We start from the raw sequence: 17,411 nt of genomic DNA, 5'->3' as shown, positions 1-17,411 counted from the left end.
CAGCCACTTATCTCGGCATCAAGGGGAAATCAACATGCTGTTGATGCGCCGCGCGCACGGGTTACTTGACAAGCTTGGCGATATGCCTGGGCTACATCAGTGGCTATCTTCGCGTTACGATCGGCGTTTCGCGGCCAATACGTCGGGAAACCTGTTTCGCGGCGTATTCCAGACGTTCGAGGAAGCCGCGGCTTCGGCACCACGGACCCGGCCGATGGGCTACGACAATCCGGACTCCGCGCTGATGTACCGCGATCGGATGAAGCACCTTTTTCCCACGGACTATCCAGTGCTGTTCTGGCTTCAGCAGTTGTTCGGGCAGGGGAGGGTTCGGATCTTTGAATTGGGCGGCCACATCGGCGTGAGCTACTACGCGTACCAATCGGTACTGACCTATCCCGCCAATTTGCAATGGGTCATCCATGACGTCCCGGCAGTGATGGAGCGCGGCGCGGCTCTCGCGCGCAATAGGGACAGTCTGGGAAAGCTCCAATTCGCGGACGATTTCTCCGAGGCAGCGCAGGCCGACATCTTTCTGGCGATGGGCGTTTTGCAGTATCTGCCCCAGACACTGGCCGAACGGTTGCAGGACCTGAAGCGCCTCCCCCCGAATGTACTCGTCAACCTTACGCCGCTGCATCCGGACGCGGCGTATTTCACACTGCAGAGCATCGGCACGGCGTTTTGTCCCTATCGCATCGATCGCGAAGACGCGTTTGTTAAAAGTCTGCAGGCACTGGGCTATACGCTGCGGGACGCCTGGATCAACCCCGACAAGTCGTGCCTGATCCCTTTCAGTCGCGATCGCAGCCTGAGTGAATATCATGGCTACCACTTCGCCTTGACCCAGCATTAAAACCGTGCACCCTCGGAGAGATGTGGCGGTAGGGGGATCCCTCCCACGGCTGAACAATTCCGTCCGTACAAGCATCATGCAGACGTTCATGAACGTCCTGGGCGGCGATGGATTTCAATGATTGCCATGACATAGAGTGCGCTCTACACATCCGGTTTCTGGACATCGCCGAGAACTTCGCGTCCGTCATCGACAGCGCTCTGTTGTAGCGATAGGCTCCTCGCATCTTTCCTTGTTCACTGCTGCTGGTCGCTGCCTTACTTCGTCGCTGATCCCGGCGGCGCACCAGCATTCAACGGCACGTTAGTCGTGCACCCTAGCCCTTTGTGATCTGCGCAAGAGGCCGATTCATCGACCCCAAGGGAGAAGCGAGCGTATCCGCCTCCTTGCCGCACGCCTTCAGACCCACGTTGCGGTGCAGCCGCTATCCGCAGGTCTTTGGTCGATGAATCGAGGCTTGGCACGCCAGCGCGACGCATGCTACTCACATCTGTCCAACGCAGACATGGTGCGCCAAGGGGACCTCGACGGGCGCGGCAACCTGAGTGAGCGCATGCTGCTCGAGCGGTGCCGCTTTTTTATCGGCGTGTGCGAGGACCAGGTCCCGTTCATGACCGAGATGCTGGACCTCGGAGCTCTAAAGAAACGCTTGCATGTCCTCGTGCTGGGGAAGAGTCAAACCGAGGACACTTCGGCGTACCGCAGTGAACTCGTCGTTCCGCTCCATTACGTGCTGGCCGCGGGGCCGCTCAGCCGTGGTGAATTCGTGCAGATGACCGGCTTGGGCGAGCGCGCGGCACGTCACTCGCTGTCGCGACCGGTGGCTGACGGCCTTCTGCGGTCGGACTCACCCAAGGGGGCCGTGAGCCTGGGTTTTCCGCTCGACCAGTTGCACCTGCTCTTCCCAAACCTCTACCCAGAAGCGGCTGCGAAACCGGTCGACGCATGCGGCGCTTCCTGCCATGCGCTTGGGCACCATCTCCGTCCACGCCACCGCGACAGCTGTTGTGGTCGACTGCAAAGCGACAGAGCAGATCGTTGCGGGCACGTGGCACGAGGGTGAGACCATGAACTACCTGGCCGCGGCGTCAACCAAGGTGTGAACTGACAACTGAACTGTCAATGCGCCTCTGCTTCGCGCACGCTGACTCAATAGGCTCCTGGAGGTGCGACATAATTACGCCACCGTGTCCTTGATGCGGCAATGGCCCTTCCAAGTGGAGCTTTGATCGCATCGCGCCAAGCGCTTTCACCAGGGAAGGTCGGGGTGAGGCCAAACTTACGCAAAACTCGATTGCACTGGTGGACTCTTGCATGATGGCGGGTGACGTCCGTATAGAAGACCACGCCTATCGATATGGAAACGCCGTTCCCAGGCTGGACCCAGCCTGTCGGGGTGCGCGTCATGTGCGGTGAGGTGGCAGGAAAGTACACGCCGTCACCAGGGCCTACATCAAAGTCGTGCCCGAGCGCGCGATGCGTCGGATCCAGGCGGACGTTTTTGAGCGACCCGCTTACGATGAAATCTTCCACGTCTTTCGCCTTCACGACCGCGCGATCGCGATGATCAAAAACGGTCATGATCTTGCGGCCTCGAATCTGCAGCCAGAAATTGTTCTCGCGGTCGATATGGAACGGCGTGACTGATGGCGGCGCAGAGATGAAGATAAATCCTGCGACGCGAAACACTCCAGGTTGCTCGGCCTGAAGCAGTGACTTCGCGCTGGCCATGACTTCGTCAAGAAAGCCGGCATAGGCTGGATCTGTTTGTACGTTGTAAAGCGCGATCCACGACCCTGGCTCCTCGATCCGGGCAAACACCTCATCGATGGCTGCGCCATCAGGCGTTTTCGGCGTATGAAAAAACTCGGACGCCTGCGTAGTACCCGGGCGAATAAATCGGCACTGTCGGCTCGGCATCAAGTCATGTGCGAGCTGCGCCAGTCGTGGCAGTTGCATCAGCGGATGTTGGTCAAAATTGTGACGAATCGGGCTGACGTTATGGGTCGAGAAGCGGCTGCTTTCGCATGAGGTAATGCCAAATGGGAAAGTTGCCGCTTCTTCGTGGCCCTTTGGTGGGGCACATGTCGACGCTCCGTCGATCGCAATCTCGTTTACCACGGCCATTGTGCGTCCCCAAAGCTGGCATCATCAACACTTGACGAATGTGCGTAGAAAGATAGACAGGAGCGAGCCCCTGTATCAATCCCCGAATGAAGGGGCAGTTCATGCTAAAAAACCCAGCCCCCTGCTTCGTCAGATCCAGGCCAATGTCTCCAATGCCCTCTGGCAACGCGGTGAAGAAGGATGAGCACGTGCACGGCGCCAGGCGACTGCAACGTGTGCGCGGCAGCGGCTGTGTCCTTACATTAAATGGGCTAAAGCCGTACCAAACGCCCAGCCCCATTGACCAAACGCGCTGGTTCCACGCAACTTCTTGGATTCCGGAGTTATCGTGAAAGCAACAGCATCCCGCACCTGAGCGACGGCAACGACCACCGCGCGGCTTCGTACAAGGCCCGAAGAAGCCGACGGCCCGTTCGCTTCATGAAAACAAGGGATCGTCCGCGCGCTTGGGCGCCGACGGCGGACGCCAGAATTGGTCTCGCGTCGACAGTGAGCAAGCAGCAGCTGACGCCGTGGGTCGCCAGCGCGGCCCTGTGCAGGACAAAGCCCATGCCTGCGACCTCAGCCGCAATCAGACTTCACACAAGCGATCTCGGACGAGGCACCGAGCACACTTTTGAGGCTCTACGGCGCCCCCGAGGAGGCGACTCGCATCAAACATGCACCTACGCGCCGCTAGCCATCACACCTGGTGGCATCGCTCAGGCGCTAACGCATGGCGGCCGCATCACGCGCCAGCCCGCCATTGCGCACCTGGAAAAATGCTGGGCCCAGAATTCCGAGAGCCACACTTGGCTGCTAATGGCGGCGTTCCCAGTGACCCGGTTGGGCCCGCCAGGCTCCGCCGTGCTGCGCCCATTGATGCGGCACCCAACGGTACCCTTGACGTGGCGCTTCCCAATAGCCGGGATGCCAGAGGTATCGACCGCTGGCCCAGCCCCAATAGCCGGCAATCCAAAAATAGCCGGGATAAGGTGCCACACCCACGATTTCTGCCCGTGGTGCCGGAGGCGGCAAGGTGCTTTCCGCGTAGTAGGGGTAGGGGGCCGGAGCTGCCACGTACGGTGGCCCCGGGGCAACGACACAGCCGGTCAGGTTGATTGCCAACGCAGCAGTGGCAATCAGCGAGCTGATGCGCGTTTTGTTCATCACAGATGTTCCTTGAAAGCCCTCCGCAGGGCTCAATGCAACCAAACGCTGCATCGCAGCATGACTGTCGCGTATGAGCTTACGCCTTCGCAAGCCTTGCCGATCGGATCTGAATAACGAGGTGCGGCAGAGCCGATGACACTCACGGGCAAGCCCATGTGCGCTTTGCTGCACTCCATCCCCGACCAAACTGGGAACGCCAGGCAATCGAATCGGTCTGCCGCACATTTCCAATCTATGACCGACTGTATCCCTTTGCAACCCAGGGACGACGTTTCCTTGATCTGCGGCAAACGCGGGTCATCCTCTGGCTCGGGAGGTGGGTTTGGGCGATGACAAAGCAAAGCGCGAACAACCGCGTCTGCGTCGAACCCCGTCGTGGGGCTGCTCAGTTTGCGGCATGCGCCGCCATGCGATTCTCAACAAGAGTGACGAACGCTCTGGCCGGCCCGGAAAGCGACTGGCGGTCGCGCATGGCAAGCAGGAGGCGACGCTTGGTCCATGGACCTTCCAGATGAAGGATCTCGAGGCCAAGTGCTGAGGCATGCGGTAGCGCACCTGCGCTTGGAAGAATGGCAATCCCAAGTCCCGTGGCCACCATGCGCGACATGGCATCGAAGCTGCGCACCTGCACGCGCACCTTCAGGCTACGGCCGGCGGCCTCTGCGGCGGCATGGATCTGTCGTGTCAGGGACGTCGTTCTGCCGAGCGCCACAAAGTCATACTCGATTGCATGCGCAAACGACACTGTTCCTTTGCCCGCCAGCGTATGGCCGGGATGGATCAACAGCACGAGATCATCAACGTCGCACACCAGCGTTTCCAAATCTTCGGCAGGCGTGTTTTCCCCCATGATTCCAAGCTCAACGACTCCGGTTGCGACGGCTCGCGCCGTGACGTCGCTCAACATGTCTTCCAGGTCGAGTTTGATGTGGGGATAAGCGGTTGAGTAGGCCGCAAGCACCTCCGGAAGGAATCCCGCAAATGCCGAGGTGTTGGCCCACAGACGCAGGTGTCCATGGGCTCCACGCTGGAAATCGGCCATCGCCACGGCCATTTGCTCGAGCCGGGCCACGAGTTCAATCGCGTGCCTTTTTAGCGTATGCCCCGCAGGGGTGGGTGTCACGCCTTGCTTGCTTCGCAGCAGGAGCGCACTGCCAACGCGTGCTTCGAGCTCTGCAATGCGCTTGCTGGCTGCGGCCAGCGAGATCCCATAGCGCTCGGCGCCTGCTGTCAGGCTTCCCGCATCGGCCGCGAACACGAACAGGCGCAAGGACGCCAGATCGAAACGGCTCGGGTTCATGGCCATGGCTGCCCTTTCCTTAATCATTGGTTAAGGATACGTCAACAAGAAACGAACCGAAGGACTGCACGCGTCAACATAATGCGAGTGCACGGATCCAGAACAAGAACTGGGCAGAGGCGGGCGCAGGGCCAGCATGGAGCACGGTTCCGGTGCTCGTCTGGGATTGACTCCTGCCGCCACGGGTGAGGCCGACGTCGGAAGCGAATGTTTGCGCGTGTGGCAGGCAGGGCGCTGGCTTGAGTGCGAAGTCGCAGTCGTCGGGGTGGCGTTGATGGCGCGCGCATGTGGGCGACGATCCGTTGGCTTGGGATCATCATCGGTTTGCAGCAAGGCGGCACCGTTTGTGGACAACAACGATATTTATGAGGGGAAAGGCATGAAGGAGTTGGCTATCGATTCCGGCCGCGCCGAGTCATGGCGCAGCGGTCTCACGTCGATGCATTGGCGCGTGCTGACCGGCGGATTTCTTGGGTGGGTCTTCGATGGCTACGAGGCCCTCGCACTGATCATGGTTCTGCTGCCCATGCTGCATTCGCTGCTGACTCCCGCTCAGCTTGCCTCGGCTCCCATCTATGCCGGAACAGCCATTGGCATTACTTTGCTTGGCTGGGGGTTCGGAGGCATGGTCGGCGGCATCATGGCCGATTACGTCGGCCGCAAGCGGATGATGCTTTGGTCGGTTTTCCTGTACGCAGTCTTCTCTGGGCTGACAGCGTTTTCCCAGACATTCGTGCAACTGTGTGCCCTGCGGTTTCTCACGGGCCTTGCCATGGGCAGCGAGTGGAGCACGGGCATTGCCCTGCTTGCCGAGACGTGGCCCGAACGCGCGCGCGCCAAAGGCGCGGGCTTTCTGCAGTCGGGCTTTGGGTGGGGCACGCTACTGGCCGCAGTGATCTGGTACGTGCTTTCCACTGCACACCCGCTGGGTGCCGAAACCTGGCGGCTGATGTTTGCGATCGGCGCGGTTCCAGCTCTGTTTGTGCTCTACATCCGTCGAGGCATCCAGGAATCCGAAAAGTGGGTCAATGCCGTGCGCTCCAGGCGGTGGGCGGCCACCGAGGCAGGCGCGATGGCATCCGCAGGAGCATCTTCATCGGATGCGCGTCCTTTCACGCTGACGCAGCTGTTTCGTGAGCCCGAGGCACGGCGCCGCACGGTGTTGGCGACAATCCTCTCGATCGTGACGACCACGGGCTGGTGGGCGATTTCGAGCTGGCTGCCCATCTACACGATTGCCATTGGCAAGGCGCAGGGCTTGGGCAATCCGGCTGCCTGGGCGTCCAGGGTGTCGATTGCCTATACCGTCGGCGCCATCATTGCCTACATGATTGCAGGCTTCATCGTGGACGCCGTCGGCAGACGCGTGTTTATTTTTCTGACCTTCCTCGGCGCGCTGGTCACCACCGTCATGACCTACGCGCTGACCCATTCCGTTCAAGGCATGATGATGGTCGCGCCGATCAACGGCTTCTTCACGCTTGGGTGTGCCTATGTCTGGATGGCGATCTACCCCACCGAGCTTTTTACATCAACCGTTCGGTCCACGGCAGTCAGCTTTATCTTCAATGCGGCGCGCCTCATCGCGTGGGTTTTCCCCATCATCGCGGGATCCATGATCAAGACGTTCGGGGGCATTAGTCATGCCGCGTTGATCCTGGGTTCGGTGTACCTTCTCGGGCTTGTCATTCCGTGGCTGTTGCCCGAAACCGCCAACAAAGGCCTGCCGGACTGATGGTCACGCAGGGGCAGCGCGTGGCAACGAATGCAACGTCCCAAGCGGCGGGCACCATCAACGCATGACCGCCGTTTGACCCCGCTTGGGACGCCGCCAGGGCATTTTGAGCGCGCCGTGCGCGAGGTCGCACGATTGGGTTGAGTCCCCACCTGAATGGGCGCAGGGGGGGCGCATCAAAGTCGGCAGCGGCCAACAGGGACTCGCAGCAGCTGCTTGCGCCCTGCAGATGTGCGCCTGCGTTCGCTTTCGTGGCCCGTTCGCCCGCCGCCCAGCGTTCGGGGCCAGCCGGGGGGATCGGCCTTGCCTTGTTGCAAGGTTGTCGGCGCGATACCCGTTTGGGGCAAGGCGCATGCAGGATCCGGGATAATGGCGGGTTTCACAAAGCTGGCATCGACCATGACCTATTCGGTCAAAGAGATCTTTTACACGCTGCAGGGCGAGGGGACGCATGCGGGTAGGCCGGCCGTATTCTGTCGCTTTGCCGGCTGCAACCTCTGGTCCGGACGCGAAAAGGACCGTGCCAGCGCTGTGTGCACCTTCTGCGATACGCAATTCGTGGGCACCGACGGCAGCTTGGGGGGCAAATTCTCCGATGCACATGCGTTGGCTGCACAGCTTGCAGCACTGTGGCCAGTGCGCGAGGTTCAGCCTTTTTGCGTATTGACCGGTGGCGAACCGCTTCTGCAGGTCGATTCCGGGCTGATCGAAGCCCTGCATGACCAGGGCTTCGAGATCGCCGTCGAAACCAATGGCACCGTCGCGGTGCCCGAGGGCATCGACTGGGTCTGCGTAAGCCCGAAGGCCGGCGCACCTTTGCGCCAGATGCGCGGGGATGAATTGAAGGTCGTCGTGCCACAGGAGGGCCTCGACCTCGCGGCCCTCGTGCAGCTTGCGTTCAAGCATCGGTTGCTGCAGCCGATGGACGGACCATTGAAGCGGGCGAACACGGATTGGGCCATCGCGCAGTGCCTCGCCGACCCTCGTTGGCGCCTCAGCACACAGACTCACAAATTCCTGGATATTCGATGAGATTTGAAATTTCTCAGCGTTTCTTCTTCGATGCAGCTCACACCCTTCGACGCGAGCTGGAAACCGAACAAAGCGCCCGTATCCATGGGCATACCTACAACGCCGAGGTGGCGGTGCAAGGGCAGCCAGATCCGCAAACCGGGATGGTCATCGATCTCGGGGTGCTCCGACGGGAGTTGGCGCTTGTGCGGGAGCGTCTTGATCACCAGTTCCTCGACACCGTGCCGGGGCTCAAGGCCCCGACCCTGGAGAATTTGTGCATGTTCATCCATGGTGCCCTCCAGGGCTCGGGCTTGCTGCCCAGTCGCATTTCCGTATGGCGAGACGGAATTGGCGATCGCTGCGATCTTCACGTGCGTTGACCGCTAGGGTGCCGGCGCGTATTGTTCGATGGCGCGAAGCCAGCAGGGGAGGCGGGCGTGCGCTGCGCCGGCTCGGTCCCGTGAGAGCGTAAGGTTGCGGTGATGTTGCAATGCAACAAATTTTTGCGAATGGGGACAGGTCGACACAACGTGGATTTCTTGATCGTCCTAGATTAGGAAGCATGAGGCCCACCCGGGCCGGCATCCAAGGAGAACGCCATGACGATGTACCGCAGCCTGCACCCCAGCTTGTTACCGGCGCAGACCCGCTTGTGCGAAGTTGACATGGACCGTCCCGCGCATGTGGACATGGACCATTCGGCCATCACGGTGATGACCGATCTGCGCCAGACCAGGGCCGTGACCATCGGCCCCGATGCGACGGTTGAGGTGGCGAACCAGCGCATGATCCATGCCCGAGTGCGTCTGCTCCTGGTCATGGATGCGGCCGGTAACGTGGTGGGATTGGTGACGGCCCGCGACCTTCTTGGTGAGAAGCCGATCCGCATTGCAGTGGACGAGGGCACAGCCCGCAACGCAGTGGCGGTGCAGCGTGTGATGGTGCGGCGCGAGCACATCCAGGTTCTGGACTTTGAGGAAGTGCAGCATTCAAGCGTCGGCGATGTGGTGAAAACGTTGCATGACAGTGGAAGACAGCATGCGCTCGTACTCGAGCGCGGCCATGTTCCGATCATTCGAGGGATTTTCTCGACAACACAGATCGGTCGCCAGTTGGGCGCCCCAATCGAGGCCTCCGAGCGGCCACAAAGCTTCGCCGAAGTCGAGCATCTGCTGGCGACGACGTAGGCGGTGCCACGCGCCTCCGGGAACGGGGCACAATCCAGTCTGCGCGGCGCACGCGGCCGCGTCTGGTGCATGCTCCAAACTCCGTGAGGCTTTACCCATGTCCGCAAAACCCGACCTCGGCCTCGAAGCGCGCCGCTTCATGCGCGCCCACCCCAATGGTGTGCTGTCCACGCTGTCCAAGCGTCTGGGCGGAGCGCCGTTCGGGTCCATTGCGCCCTTCATGCTCGACCATGCCGGACGCCCCGTCATTCTCATCTCGACGCTGGCCGAACACACGAAAAACCTCGCTGCCGACGCTCGCTGCAGCATCATTGCGCATCCCTGTGCGCAGGATGCACAAGCTGCCGGAAGGGTGACCCTCAGCGGCACAGCCGAGCGCTTGCCCGACAAAACTGCCCTCGGGCCGCGCTACCTGCGTTACCTTCCCGAAGCCGAGGAGTATTTCGGCATGCACGATTTCCATTTTTATGCGATCGCCGTGCAGGCGGTGCGCTACATCGGCGGTTTCGGCAAGATCCATTGGGTGGATCCCGAGGCATTCGCGCCGCCAGGCAACAGCCTGGCCGAAGCCGAGGAAGGCATCATCGCGCACATGAACGCGGATCATGTGCATAACCTTCGCGCCTATTGCCTGCACGTGCACGGTGTGCAGGCCCAGGAGGTCGCGATGATCGGCGTCGACACCGACGGCTTCGATGTGCGCGCCGATGCCCGCGTGTTGCGCTTCGATTTCGCGCAGCCGGTGTGCGATCCCGGTGCAGTGCGCAACGCCCTGGTCGCGATGGCACGGGATTGTCGGGCATCCGCCTAGCTGGTTGAGACCGTCCAGCCGATCGGCGGGCGCCAAGCGGAACCAGGCTGGTCCGTATGGCCCCATGCGTCCCGGGGATCACCCTAGGGGCAAGCGCTCGCTGCCTTGCTGGCGTTCGACCTTGTGCCTGGCGCACTGCGCGTCCACGGTGATGGTGGGGCCAGACGGCCCCGCGCGTTTTGCTTTGCGCCTGTGAGCGGCGCCTGCCCCCGTTCGTCAAGTCAGCACTCACGCCCCTGGCGGGAGGTCAAGGCGCCGTTGCAGCTGCTGCGCAGAGCACGGACCTGCCGCGTTCGCTGGTAGGCTCGATGCATCGACGATGCCAGGAGACTCAATGTGTTCACGGAATACGCCAGCCTTGACGCCACAGCCTTGGCCGCACTGGTCGCATCCGGCGAGGTGAGTGCCGCCGAAGTGCTCGATGCGGCAGTGGCGCGCATGGACACGGTGAACCCCCGTCTGGGGGCTGTCGTGATGGACTGGCGCGAACGCGCGCGTGCCCAAGTTGCCGCAGGCGTGCAAGGTCCCTTTGCCGGTGTGCCCTTTTTGCTCAAGGACCTGGGGCAGGACATTGGCGGTCTGCCCGCGACCTGGGGTTCGCGCGCTCGGCGGGGCGTGCGCGCGCAGGCCACAAGCAGCGTGGTGCAGCGCTGGATCAATGCGGGCCTCGTGGTATTAGGCAAGACGAATCTGCCCGAGTTGGCGCTCAAGGCCGTGACAGAGCCAGAGCTGTTTGGTCCTTGCCGCAATCCCTGGAATCCGGAGTTCACCCCCGGTGGATCGTCTGGTGGAGCTGCGGCCGCCGTGGCTGCCGGCATCGTGCCAGTTGCCGGAGCATCGGACGGCGGCGGCTCGATACGCATCCCGGCCGCGTACTGCGGGTTGTTCGGACTCAAGCCTTCGCGTGGCCGGGTCAGCCAAGCGCCCGAGGCGGACGAATTCTGGGACGGTGCAAGCAGCACCCATGTGCTGTCCCGAAGCGTGCGTGACAGCGCCGCGTTGCTGGACCTCATTGCCGTGGCTGAGCCAGGCGATCCTTTTGCTGTGGCTCCGCCCGCCCGCCCCTGGGTACAGGAAGTGGGTGCCGAGCCGGGACGGCTGCGCATAGGGTTCAGCACTGAATCCCCGCTTGGCACTCCCGTGCATCGCGACATGCGTGCGGCGGTGGAGCGCACCAGTGTCCTGCTGCAGGGTCTGGGCCACCACGTTGAGCCTGCCGCGCCATCCATTGACGGGTTGCAGCTGGCGCAAAGTTATCTGGGCATCTATTTTGGGCACGTTGCCGCAGAAGTGCGGCGGTGTGTGCGCCAATTCGGTGCCAAGCACACGGATTTCGAACTCGAGACCCGGGCGCTGGCCGCCATCGGCGAAAGTCTGCCGGCGGCCGAGTATGTGAGCCTGCGCGAGCGATGGAACGGCTTTGCGCGGGCGCTGGCGGCCTTTCATGCCAGGTACGATCTGCTGCTCACGCCGACCACCGCGCAGCCTCCGGCGCGCATTGGCGAGCTTGAGACGCCAGTCTCGCAGAAAGCTGCTCTGCGTGCCGTGCTCGCGCTGGGTCTGGGCGGACTGCTGCGCCGTACCGGCGTGGTGGATGATCTCGCGCGCATCAGCCTTGCGCGCACCCCGTTTACGCAACTGGCCAATCTCACCGGAACACCGGCCATGTCGGTACCGTTGCACACGGACTCCGGTGGGTTACCGCTTGGCGTGCAGTTCCTTGCGGCCTGGGGCCGCGAAGACCAGCTCTTGCGATTGGCGGCGCAGCTTGAAGCGGCCCAGCCCTGGGTCCAGCGGCGTGCCGCGCTGTGATCACGTCGCGCCATACCGCCGCCAATCTGTACGCGCTCGGCGCTATTGCGCTGTGGGCGAGCCTTGCAACGCTTGCCGTGCAACTCGCGCAAGTCCCGCCGTTCCTGCTGACGGGCCTGGCGCTCATCGTCGGCAGCGTGCCTGCCTGGCCGTACATGCGGCACTGGCGCGTGGGGCCCGCGGCGCTCACGCTCGGCGTGGGCGGTCTGTTCGGATACCACTTCCTGCTGTTCATCGCACTTCGCCATGCGCCGCCAGTCCAGGCCAATCTGGTCAATTACCTGTGGCCGCTGCTGATCGTGGTTCTGGCGCCGTTGTTGCTGCCCGGCATGCGCTTGCGCGCCGTGCACATCGGCGCAGCCCTGATCGGGTTCGCCGGTGCGGCGCTTGCCATCCTGGGGGGGCGAACGTTGCACGGCGGACTGGCCTGGGGTTACGCCCCTGCGCTTGCCGCCGCGCTGGCCTGGGCATGTTTCTCGCTCGGCACGAGGCGCCTGGCGCTGCAGGGGCGTGGTTTCCCGACGGCTGCCATCGGACTGTTTGGACTGGTGTCCGGGCTGCTCGCACTCGTTTGTCATGCGCTACTGGAGCCGCATGTGAGTCTGAGCGTGCCCCAGTTGCTGCGCATCGGCATGCTCGGTCTGGGGCCGTTGGGGGCGGCGTTCTACCTGTGGGACCGGGCGTTCAAACTGGGCGACGCACGCATCATTGGGGTGCTCAGTTACATCACTCCATTGGCGTCCACAGCCCTGCTGGTCTGGGTGACCGGCGGGACGTTCACCTGGCCGCTCGTCGTCGCGGCGCTGCTCATTGTGGGATCAGCCGTGGTCGCTGTGCGCACGCAGGCGTGATGCGCACGCGCCAGGCGACGAAGCGGTGAGCCGAGTGCGTACGCTGAGGAACGTGCTGCGCCTCGTGGGTGCCGGCGGATGCCGACCGCCCGGCGGGACGTCAGTTGCGGGCCGTCCCGCCGCCTTCATTTCATGGCCATGCGCCGGTTGATCTCGGCTGCGTCCACGGCGCCGCTGATGCGTTGGCCATTCTCCAAAAACATCGTGGGTGTGCTCTGGATGCCCAGGCGTTGCCCGAGGGCAAGGTTGGCTTCCAACGGCGTGGCGCAGGACGCAGCTGCCTTGGGTGGCGCCTTTTGATCATTCATCCAGGCCTGCCATACCTTGGCCTTGTCAGCTGAGCACCAGATATCCCGTGCTTTCGCCGGGGAATCTTGACGAATGACAGGGAACAGAAACACGTGCACCGTCATGTTGCTCATGCTCTCCAGGGTCTTGTCGAGTTGATGGCAATAGGGGCAGTAGGGGTCCTCGAAGACGGCGACCTGGCGCTTGCCGTTCCCGTACACGACGTTGAACGCGTCCTTCAGCGGCAGATCCTTCCAGCTGACCTTCTGCAACTGCTCAACGCGCTCCTTGGTCACGTTCGTGCCGCTCTTGGTCTCGAGAATCTCGCCCGCGAACAGGAACGATCCCTTCGCATCCGTGTAAAACACGCGGTCGCCGATATCCACCTCGTACAGGCCTGCGTACGGCGTTTTGATGATCTGGGCCGAGGCCGGGAAATGGGGAAGGACCTTGGCCAGGGCCTGACGCACGTCGGCCGTGGTCTGTGCCTGGCCCGTGGTCGCCAGAAGCAGGCTGCCGATCAGGGCGAGCGCAGCGGTTGTGCAACGAAAGTTCATGGAAATTCCTGACGATATAAAGAGACGGCCATGCCGGAAATTGTGGCCGATTTCAGCCCAGCACGGCCAAACCTGAAGCATAGCCCGCCAGCCAGCGCTTGAGCGGCGCCAGGTGATTCGTGCCGGCAAGTCCCAGTGCGCGCAAGGGCGCAAGCCACTGCATGCCGGGCGCATACAGTCGGTGCAGGCCGTCAGTGGCCAGTTCCAGCGCGAGCACCTGTTCTGCACGGGCGCGGGCGTAGCGGCGAAGAACCCGCGCATCGCCGACGCCCTCGGAAGACGCGCGGGCTTTGACGACGGCGGCAAGCGCCTGCGCGTCCTGCAGGCCAAGGTTCAATCCGTGGCCCGCCAGCGGATGCACGACGTGTGCGGCGTCACCGAGCAACGCCACGCCTTCGCCCACCAGGTGGTGGGCGCGCTGCAGCACCAGGGGCCAGGCGCCAAGCTCGCCGGCAGCCTTCAGCGGCCCGAGGTGCTCGGCGCCAAGCAGCGTCAATGCCTCCTGCACACGCGCGGCCAATCGTTGCGCGCCGTCTGCTTGGAGCTGCGCTGCGAGCGCATCGGGCGCGGACCACACGAGCGAAACCTGGCTCTGCCCGCCCTGCGCAGCCAGCGGCAACAGGGCAATCACGCCATCCTGGGTAAAGGTTTGAAAGGCGGTGGCTCCATGCGAGGCCGCGCAGTGCAGATTACACACCACGCCGGTCTGACCATAGGCCTTGCTGCGCAAGCCGATGCCAGCCCAGTCCCGCACGCGGCTTGCACGTCCGTCTGCGCCCAGCAGCAGTCCGGTGGACGTGTGGCGCCCGTCGGCCAACTGCAGGTTCCACAGGGCGCCGTCCCGGGTTGCCTGCTCCAGGCTCGCCGGGGTGCTGCTGACGCCGCGCTCGAACTGCAAGGCCAGATCGAGCGCGCGCTCGATGGCGTCGGACTCGGCGATCCATGCGAGCGCCTCCACACCCTGTGCGTAGGCGGTGAAGACAAGTTCCGCACCGTCGGCCGCAATGCGCATGCGCTCAACGCTTTGCACACGCTCGGCCGGGATCTGCGCCCAAACGCGCAGCCCGTCCAGAAAGTGCCGTGACGCGGCATTGATGGCGTAAACCCTCTGGCCGTACCCGGCGGCTGGTGTTGGTGCAGCGGGTCGTGCACCGCACAGCAACACCTGCACGCCACCCTGCGCGAGCGCCAGTGCCAGCGCCTTGCCGACGATTCCGCCGCCCGCGATCACGGCCTGTGTTGTGCGCGAAGTCATGGTCAAAAAACCTGTGCCTAGAATGAAAGGCCTTCCATTTTGCGCCCGCTCGGCAGGGTGGCGCGTTTGAAGACACCGATGACACCTCGAATGCAAGATTGCGCAAGGCGGCCGACGCCCAGGAAGCAGGCATGGGCGCAAAGCTGATTCGCTTTGTCGTAGCTGCTTTGCTCGCATTGATCATCCTTGTGGTGGGTGGCGCAGGCTTGATGCTGCTGGCCTTCAACCCGAACCAGTACAAGGCCGCCCTGATCAGCGCCGTGCAGGAGCGCTACCACCGAACCCTGGCACTGCCCGGCACGCTGGAACTCCACCTCTTTCCGCCATTCACGCTGCACACCGGCCCGATGCGCCTGAGCGAGCCGGGAAGCAGCGCGCTGTTTGCCCAGGCCGGCGACATGCGCTTGCACCTTGATTTCCTGGCTTTGCTGCGGCGTCGCCTGGTGGTCGACCGCATCGCGTTGGACGCGCCACACGTGGTGGTGCAGCGCGACGCGAACGGCCAGTTCAATTTCCATGACCTGCTGCCCGCGCCTGCCGGTGCTCCTGGCGGGTCAACGCCGGGTGAAGCGCCGTCGCATATGGCTCTTGTGGTGCGCAATCTCAGCATCAGCGGCGGCGACGTCACCCTGAATGACAGTCGCACGGGGATTGATGGACGCCTTACCAATCTGAACCTGACGGTGGACGGCTTCGGCGACGCCGTGCCGGGGCCCATGCGTTTGAGTGCGCGTGCTGTGTTTATCAAACCGTCGCTCAATGCAAGCATCGACCTCAAGGGCCAGCTGCAGGCCACGCCGCAGGGGTCGGTGCAGTTGCATGACTTCATGCTGCGCTGTGACGGCAGCATGCTGGGTGTCACGCAACTGCTGAGCAATGTCTCGGGTAGCGTGGACTACATGCCGCTGCCGCCTGCGTCCAGGCACCCGGGCGGCAGCCTGAGTGTGCGAGGGCTGCTCATCAAGGCCCAGGGCCAGAATGGCCATGGCCAACCGCTTCAGTTTGATGCGTCCTTGCCTGCACTGAGCTGGGCGGCAGACCACCTCGAAACCGCGGCACTGACCGCGCAGGCGTTGTTTGGCGCTGCGCCCACGACAGTGCACATGGAGCTGCACGTTCCTGCCGCATCGGGGCCGGCCGAGGCGCTGCGCCTGGCCCCTGTCGAGCTCGACGTGCAACAGGCCGTGCATGGGCGGGCGAGCGCGTTGCAGGCTCGGCTTGCGGGAGCCCTGAGCATCAATGTGCCGGCCATGAGCGCTGTTCTCGACGCAGGCAGCCTGCAGGGAAGTTGGCGCCCTGCTGGTGCGCGCGCCAAGCCGGTGGACTTTGCACTGCAAGGTCACGCGGCTTACGCGCTTGACGCGCGCACCAGCAGTTTTGATGTTGCCGGACGAGTCGGTGCGTCGCAACTCACACTCAGCGGCAGCAGCCTGAAAAACGCCATCACGATGAGCGCTACGGTGGACAGGCTCGACATCGACGCGCGACCCGGCACCGAGCCCGGGACGGCGAAGGCTCAGGCGGGCAAGCCACCGATGGCGGAGCCGGCCGCAGCAGCAGCCCGAAGCACGGATATGGACCTCCTGAAGGACCTTGATCTGGATGCCCAGTTGGAGGTCGGCGCGCTGCGCGTCAAAGGCATGGAGTGGCGCCATGTGCAAGCGCATGTGCGCGACGATGGCCAGGTGCTCACTGTCGAGCCCTTTTCCATGCAAGGATATGGCGGCACGCTCAACGGCAGTGCCCAACTCCAATTGAAGGACACGCGCATCACCCTTGCGCAGGTCGCGCGCAATGTGCAAATCCAGCCCATTGTCGAAGCGCTGAGTGGGCACGACGCTCTGCAAGGCGTGGCTGACGCTTCGATCGATGTGACGACCCGGGGCCTGGCCCCGGTCAACTGGCTGCGTGAGCTCGACGGCACGGTCCGGCTCAAGCTGAGCAATGGCGCCGTCAAGGGCTTTGATCTTGAACGGTCGCTGCACCTGGCTGGAAGTTTGCCGCTTGGGGGGCTTGATCGCGTGATGCCAGCCAGCGGCGAGCTACGCACGACATTCAGTGCGGCGAGTGCCCGGTTTGATCTCGCGCACGGCGTTGCCACGAGCCATGACATCGCGCTGCAAAGTCCCCTGCTGCATGTCACCGGGCATGGCGTGGTCGACCTGCCCGCGCGAACGCTGGACATGACGCTGAGCCCAACGCTGACAGGCAAGCTGCCCGGCGTGGCTGGCGCGCGTGCGGCAGAGCTCCAGGGCCTGACAGTGCCTGTCCGCGTGAGCGGACCGTTTGCCCAACCGGTCTATGCAGTCCTCTGGTCGCGGGCCGTTGCTCCCCGCGCTGAAAACCTGCTGAAGCAGCGCGCTGAGCGGGCATTGCGCAAGAGCCTCGGCCCACGCGATGCAGAAAAACTCCGGGAGCAGGTGCAAAAGGGTCTGCGCGGCTTGGGACGCTGAGCCCGGCCGGGGG

Annotated in this window: 15 protein-coding genes; 10 read left to right on the top strand and 5 right to left on the bottom strand. The window is 63.2% G+C overall.

What is annotated here, in order from left to right; translation table 11 throughout:
- The first annotated feature begins 34 nt into the window (after positions 1–34).
- Both CD04_RS0117475 and CD04_RS0117465 read left to right on the top strand, forming a co-directional pair.
- Positions 35–856: a TIGR04325 family methyltransferase gene (locus CD04_RS0117475; RefSeq protein ID WP_031409112.1), complete on the top strand. Its 822-nt coding sequence runs from the start codon at positions 35–37 to the stop codon at positions 854–856.
- Between the two features lie 505 nt (positions 857–1,361).
- Positions 1,362–1,919: a hypothetical protein gene (locus tag CD04_RS0117465; protein ID WP_156030323.1), complete on the top strand. Its 558-nt coding sequence runs from the start codon at positions 1,362–1,364 to the stop codon at positions 1,917–1,919.
- 86 nt (positions 1,920–2,005) lie between these two features.
- Here the strand turns inward: CD04_RS0117465 and CD04_RS0117460 are convergent, their stop codons facing one another.
- From CD04_RS0117460 to CD04_RS0117445, 3 genes are all read right to left on the bottom strand, one after another.
- Positions 2,006–2,677: a hypothetical protein gene (locus CD04_RS0117460; protein ID WP_156030322.1), complete on the bottom strand. Its 672-nt coding sequence runs from the start codon at positions 2,675–2,677 to the stop codon at positions 2,006–2,008.
- A 1,104-nt stretch (positions 2,678–3,781) separates the two neighbouring features.
- A complete protein-coding gene (locus CD04_RS0117450; protein WP_031409104.1) occupies positions 3,782–4,132 on the bottom strand; it encodes a YXWGXW repeat-containing protein in 351 nt (116 codons plus the stop codon).
- 388 nt (positions 4,133–4,520) lie between these two features.
- Positions 4,521–5,441: a LysR family transcriptional regulator gene (locus CD04_RS0117445; protein ID WP_031409102.1), complete on the bottom strand. Its 921-nt coding sequence runs from the start codon at positions 5,439–5,441 to the stop codon at positions 4,521–4,523.
- 373 nt (positions 5,442–5,814) lie between these two features.
- Here CD04_RS0117445 and CD04_RS0117440 point away from each other — a divergent pair, with 373 nt between their 5' ends.
- The 7 genes from CD04_RS0117440 to CD04_RS0117410 all read left to right on the top strand — a co-directional run bounded on the left by CD04_RS0117440 (position 5,815) and on the right by CD04_RS0117410 (position 12,845).
- Positions 5,815–7,170: an MFS transporter gene (locus CD04_RS0117440; protein WP_031409100.1), complete on the top strand. Its 1,356-nt coding sequence runs from the start codon at positions 5,815–5,817 to the stop codon at positions 7,168–7,170.
- A gap of 399 nt (positions 7,171–7,569) precedes the next feature.
- Complete coding sequence (gene queE, locus CD04_RS0117435) at positions 7,570–8,202, top strand: 7-carboxy-7-deazaguanine synthase (protein WP_031409098.1); 633 nt, start codon at positions 7,570–7,572, stop codon at positions 8,200–8,202.
- Positions 8,199–8,564 (top strand): 6-carboxytetrahydropterin synthase, encoded by a 366-nt coding sequence (locus CD04_RS0117430; protein WP_031409096.1) that lies wholly within the window; start codon positions 8,199–8,201, stop codon positions 8,562–8,564. Before queE ends, CD04_RS0117430 begins: the two co-directional genes overlap by 4 nt.
- Before the next feature lie 219 nt (positions 8,565–8,783).
- The gene (locus CD04_RS0117425; protein WP_031409094.1) at positions 8,784–9,371 is read left to right on the top strand and encodes a CBS domain-containing protein; all 588 of its coding nucleotides are present in this window, start codon (positions 8,784–8,786) and stop codon (positions 9,369–9,371) included.
- Between the two features lie 97 nt (positions 9,372–9,468).
- Positions 9,469–10,182: a HugZ family protein gene (locus CD04_RS0117420; RefSeq protein ID WP_031409092.1), complete on the top strand. Its 714-nt coding sequence runs from the start codon at positions 9,469–9,471 to the stop codon at positions 10,180–10,182.
- 336 nt (positions 10,183–10,518) lie between these two features.
- Entirely contained in the window at positions 10,519–11,994 is a 1,476-nt protein-coding gene (locus CD04_RS0117415) for an amidase (protein ID WP_031409090.1), read from the top strand.
- On the top strand, positions 11,991–12,845 hold the full coding sequence (locus CD04_RS0117410) for a DMT family transporter (RefSeq protein ID WP_231480681.1): 855 nt from the start codon (positions 11,991–11,993) through the stop codon (positions 12,843–12,845). The genes CD04_RS0117415 and CD04_RS0117410 overlap by 4 nt, the downstream gene beginning before the upstream one ends.
- A gap of 125 nt (positions 12,846–12,970) precedes the next feature.
- Here the strand turns inward: CD04_RS0117410 and CD04_RS0117405 are convergent, their stop codons facing one another.
- Positions 12,971–13,690, bottom strand: coding sequence for a DsbC family protein (locus tag CD04_RS0117405; protein WP_031409086.1), 720 nt, complete (start codon positions 13,688–13,690; stop codon positions 12,971–12,973).
- Between the two features lie 52 nt (positions 13,691–13,742).
- Positions 13,743–14,945, bottom strand: coding sequence for an FAD-dependent monooxygenase (locus CD04_RS0117400; protein WP_031409084.1), 1,203 nt, complete (start codon positions 14,943–14,945; stop codon positions 13,743–13,745).
- A gap of 131 nt (positions 14,946–15,076) precedes the next feature.
- Between CD04_RS0117400 and CD04_RS0117395 the strand changes: the two genes are divergently transcribed.
- Complete coding sequence (locus CD04_RS0117395) at positions 15,077–17,398, top strand: AsmA family protein (RefSeq protein WP_156030321.1); 2,322 nt, start codon at positions 15,077–15,079, stop codon at positions 17,396–17,398.
- Positions 17,399–17,411 lie beyond the last annotated feature (13 nt).

Origin of the sequence: Thiomonas sp. FB-Cd (assembly GCF_000733775.1) — a bacterium.
In the GTDB taxonomy this organism is placed as follows: Bacteria; Pseudomonadota; Gammaproteobacteria; order Burkholderiales; family Burkholderiaceae_C; genus Thiomonas_A.
The sequence above is the reverse complement of the archived record's forward strand: the minus strand, read 5'-3'. Positions and strand labels throughout refer to the sequence as shown.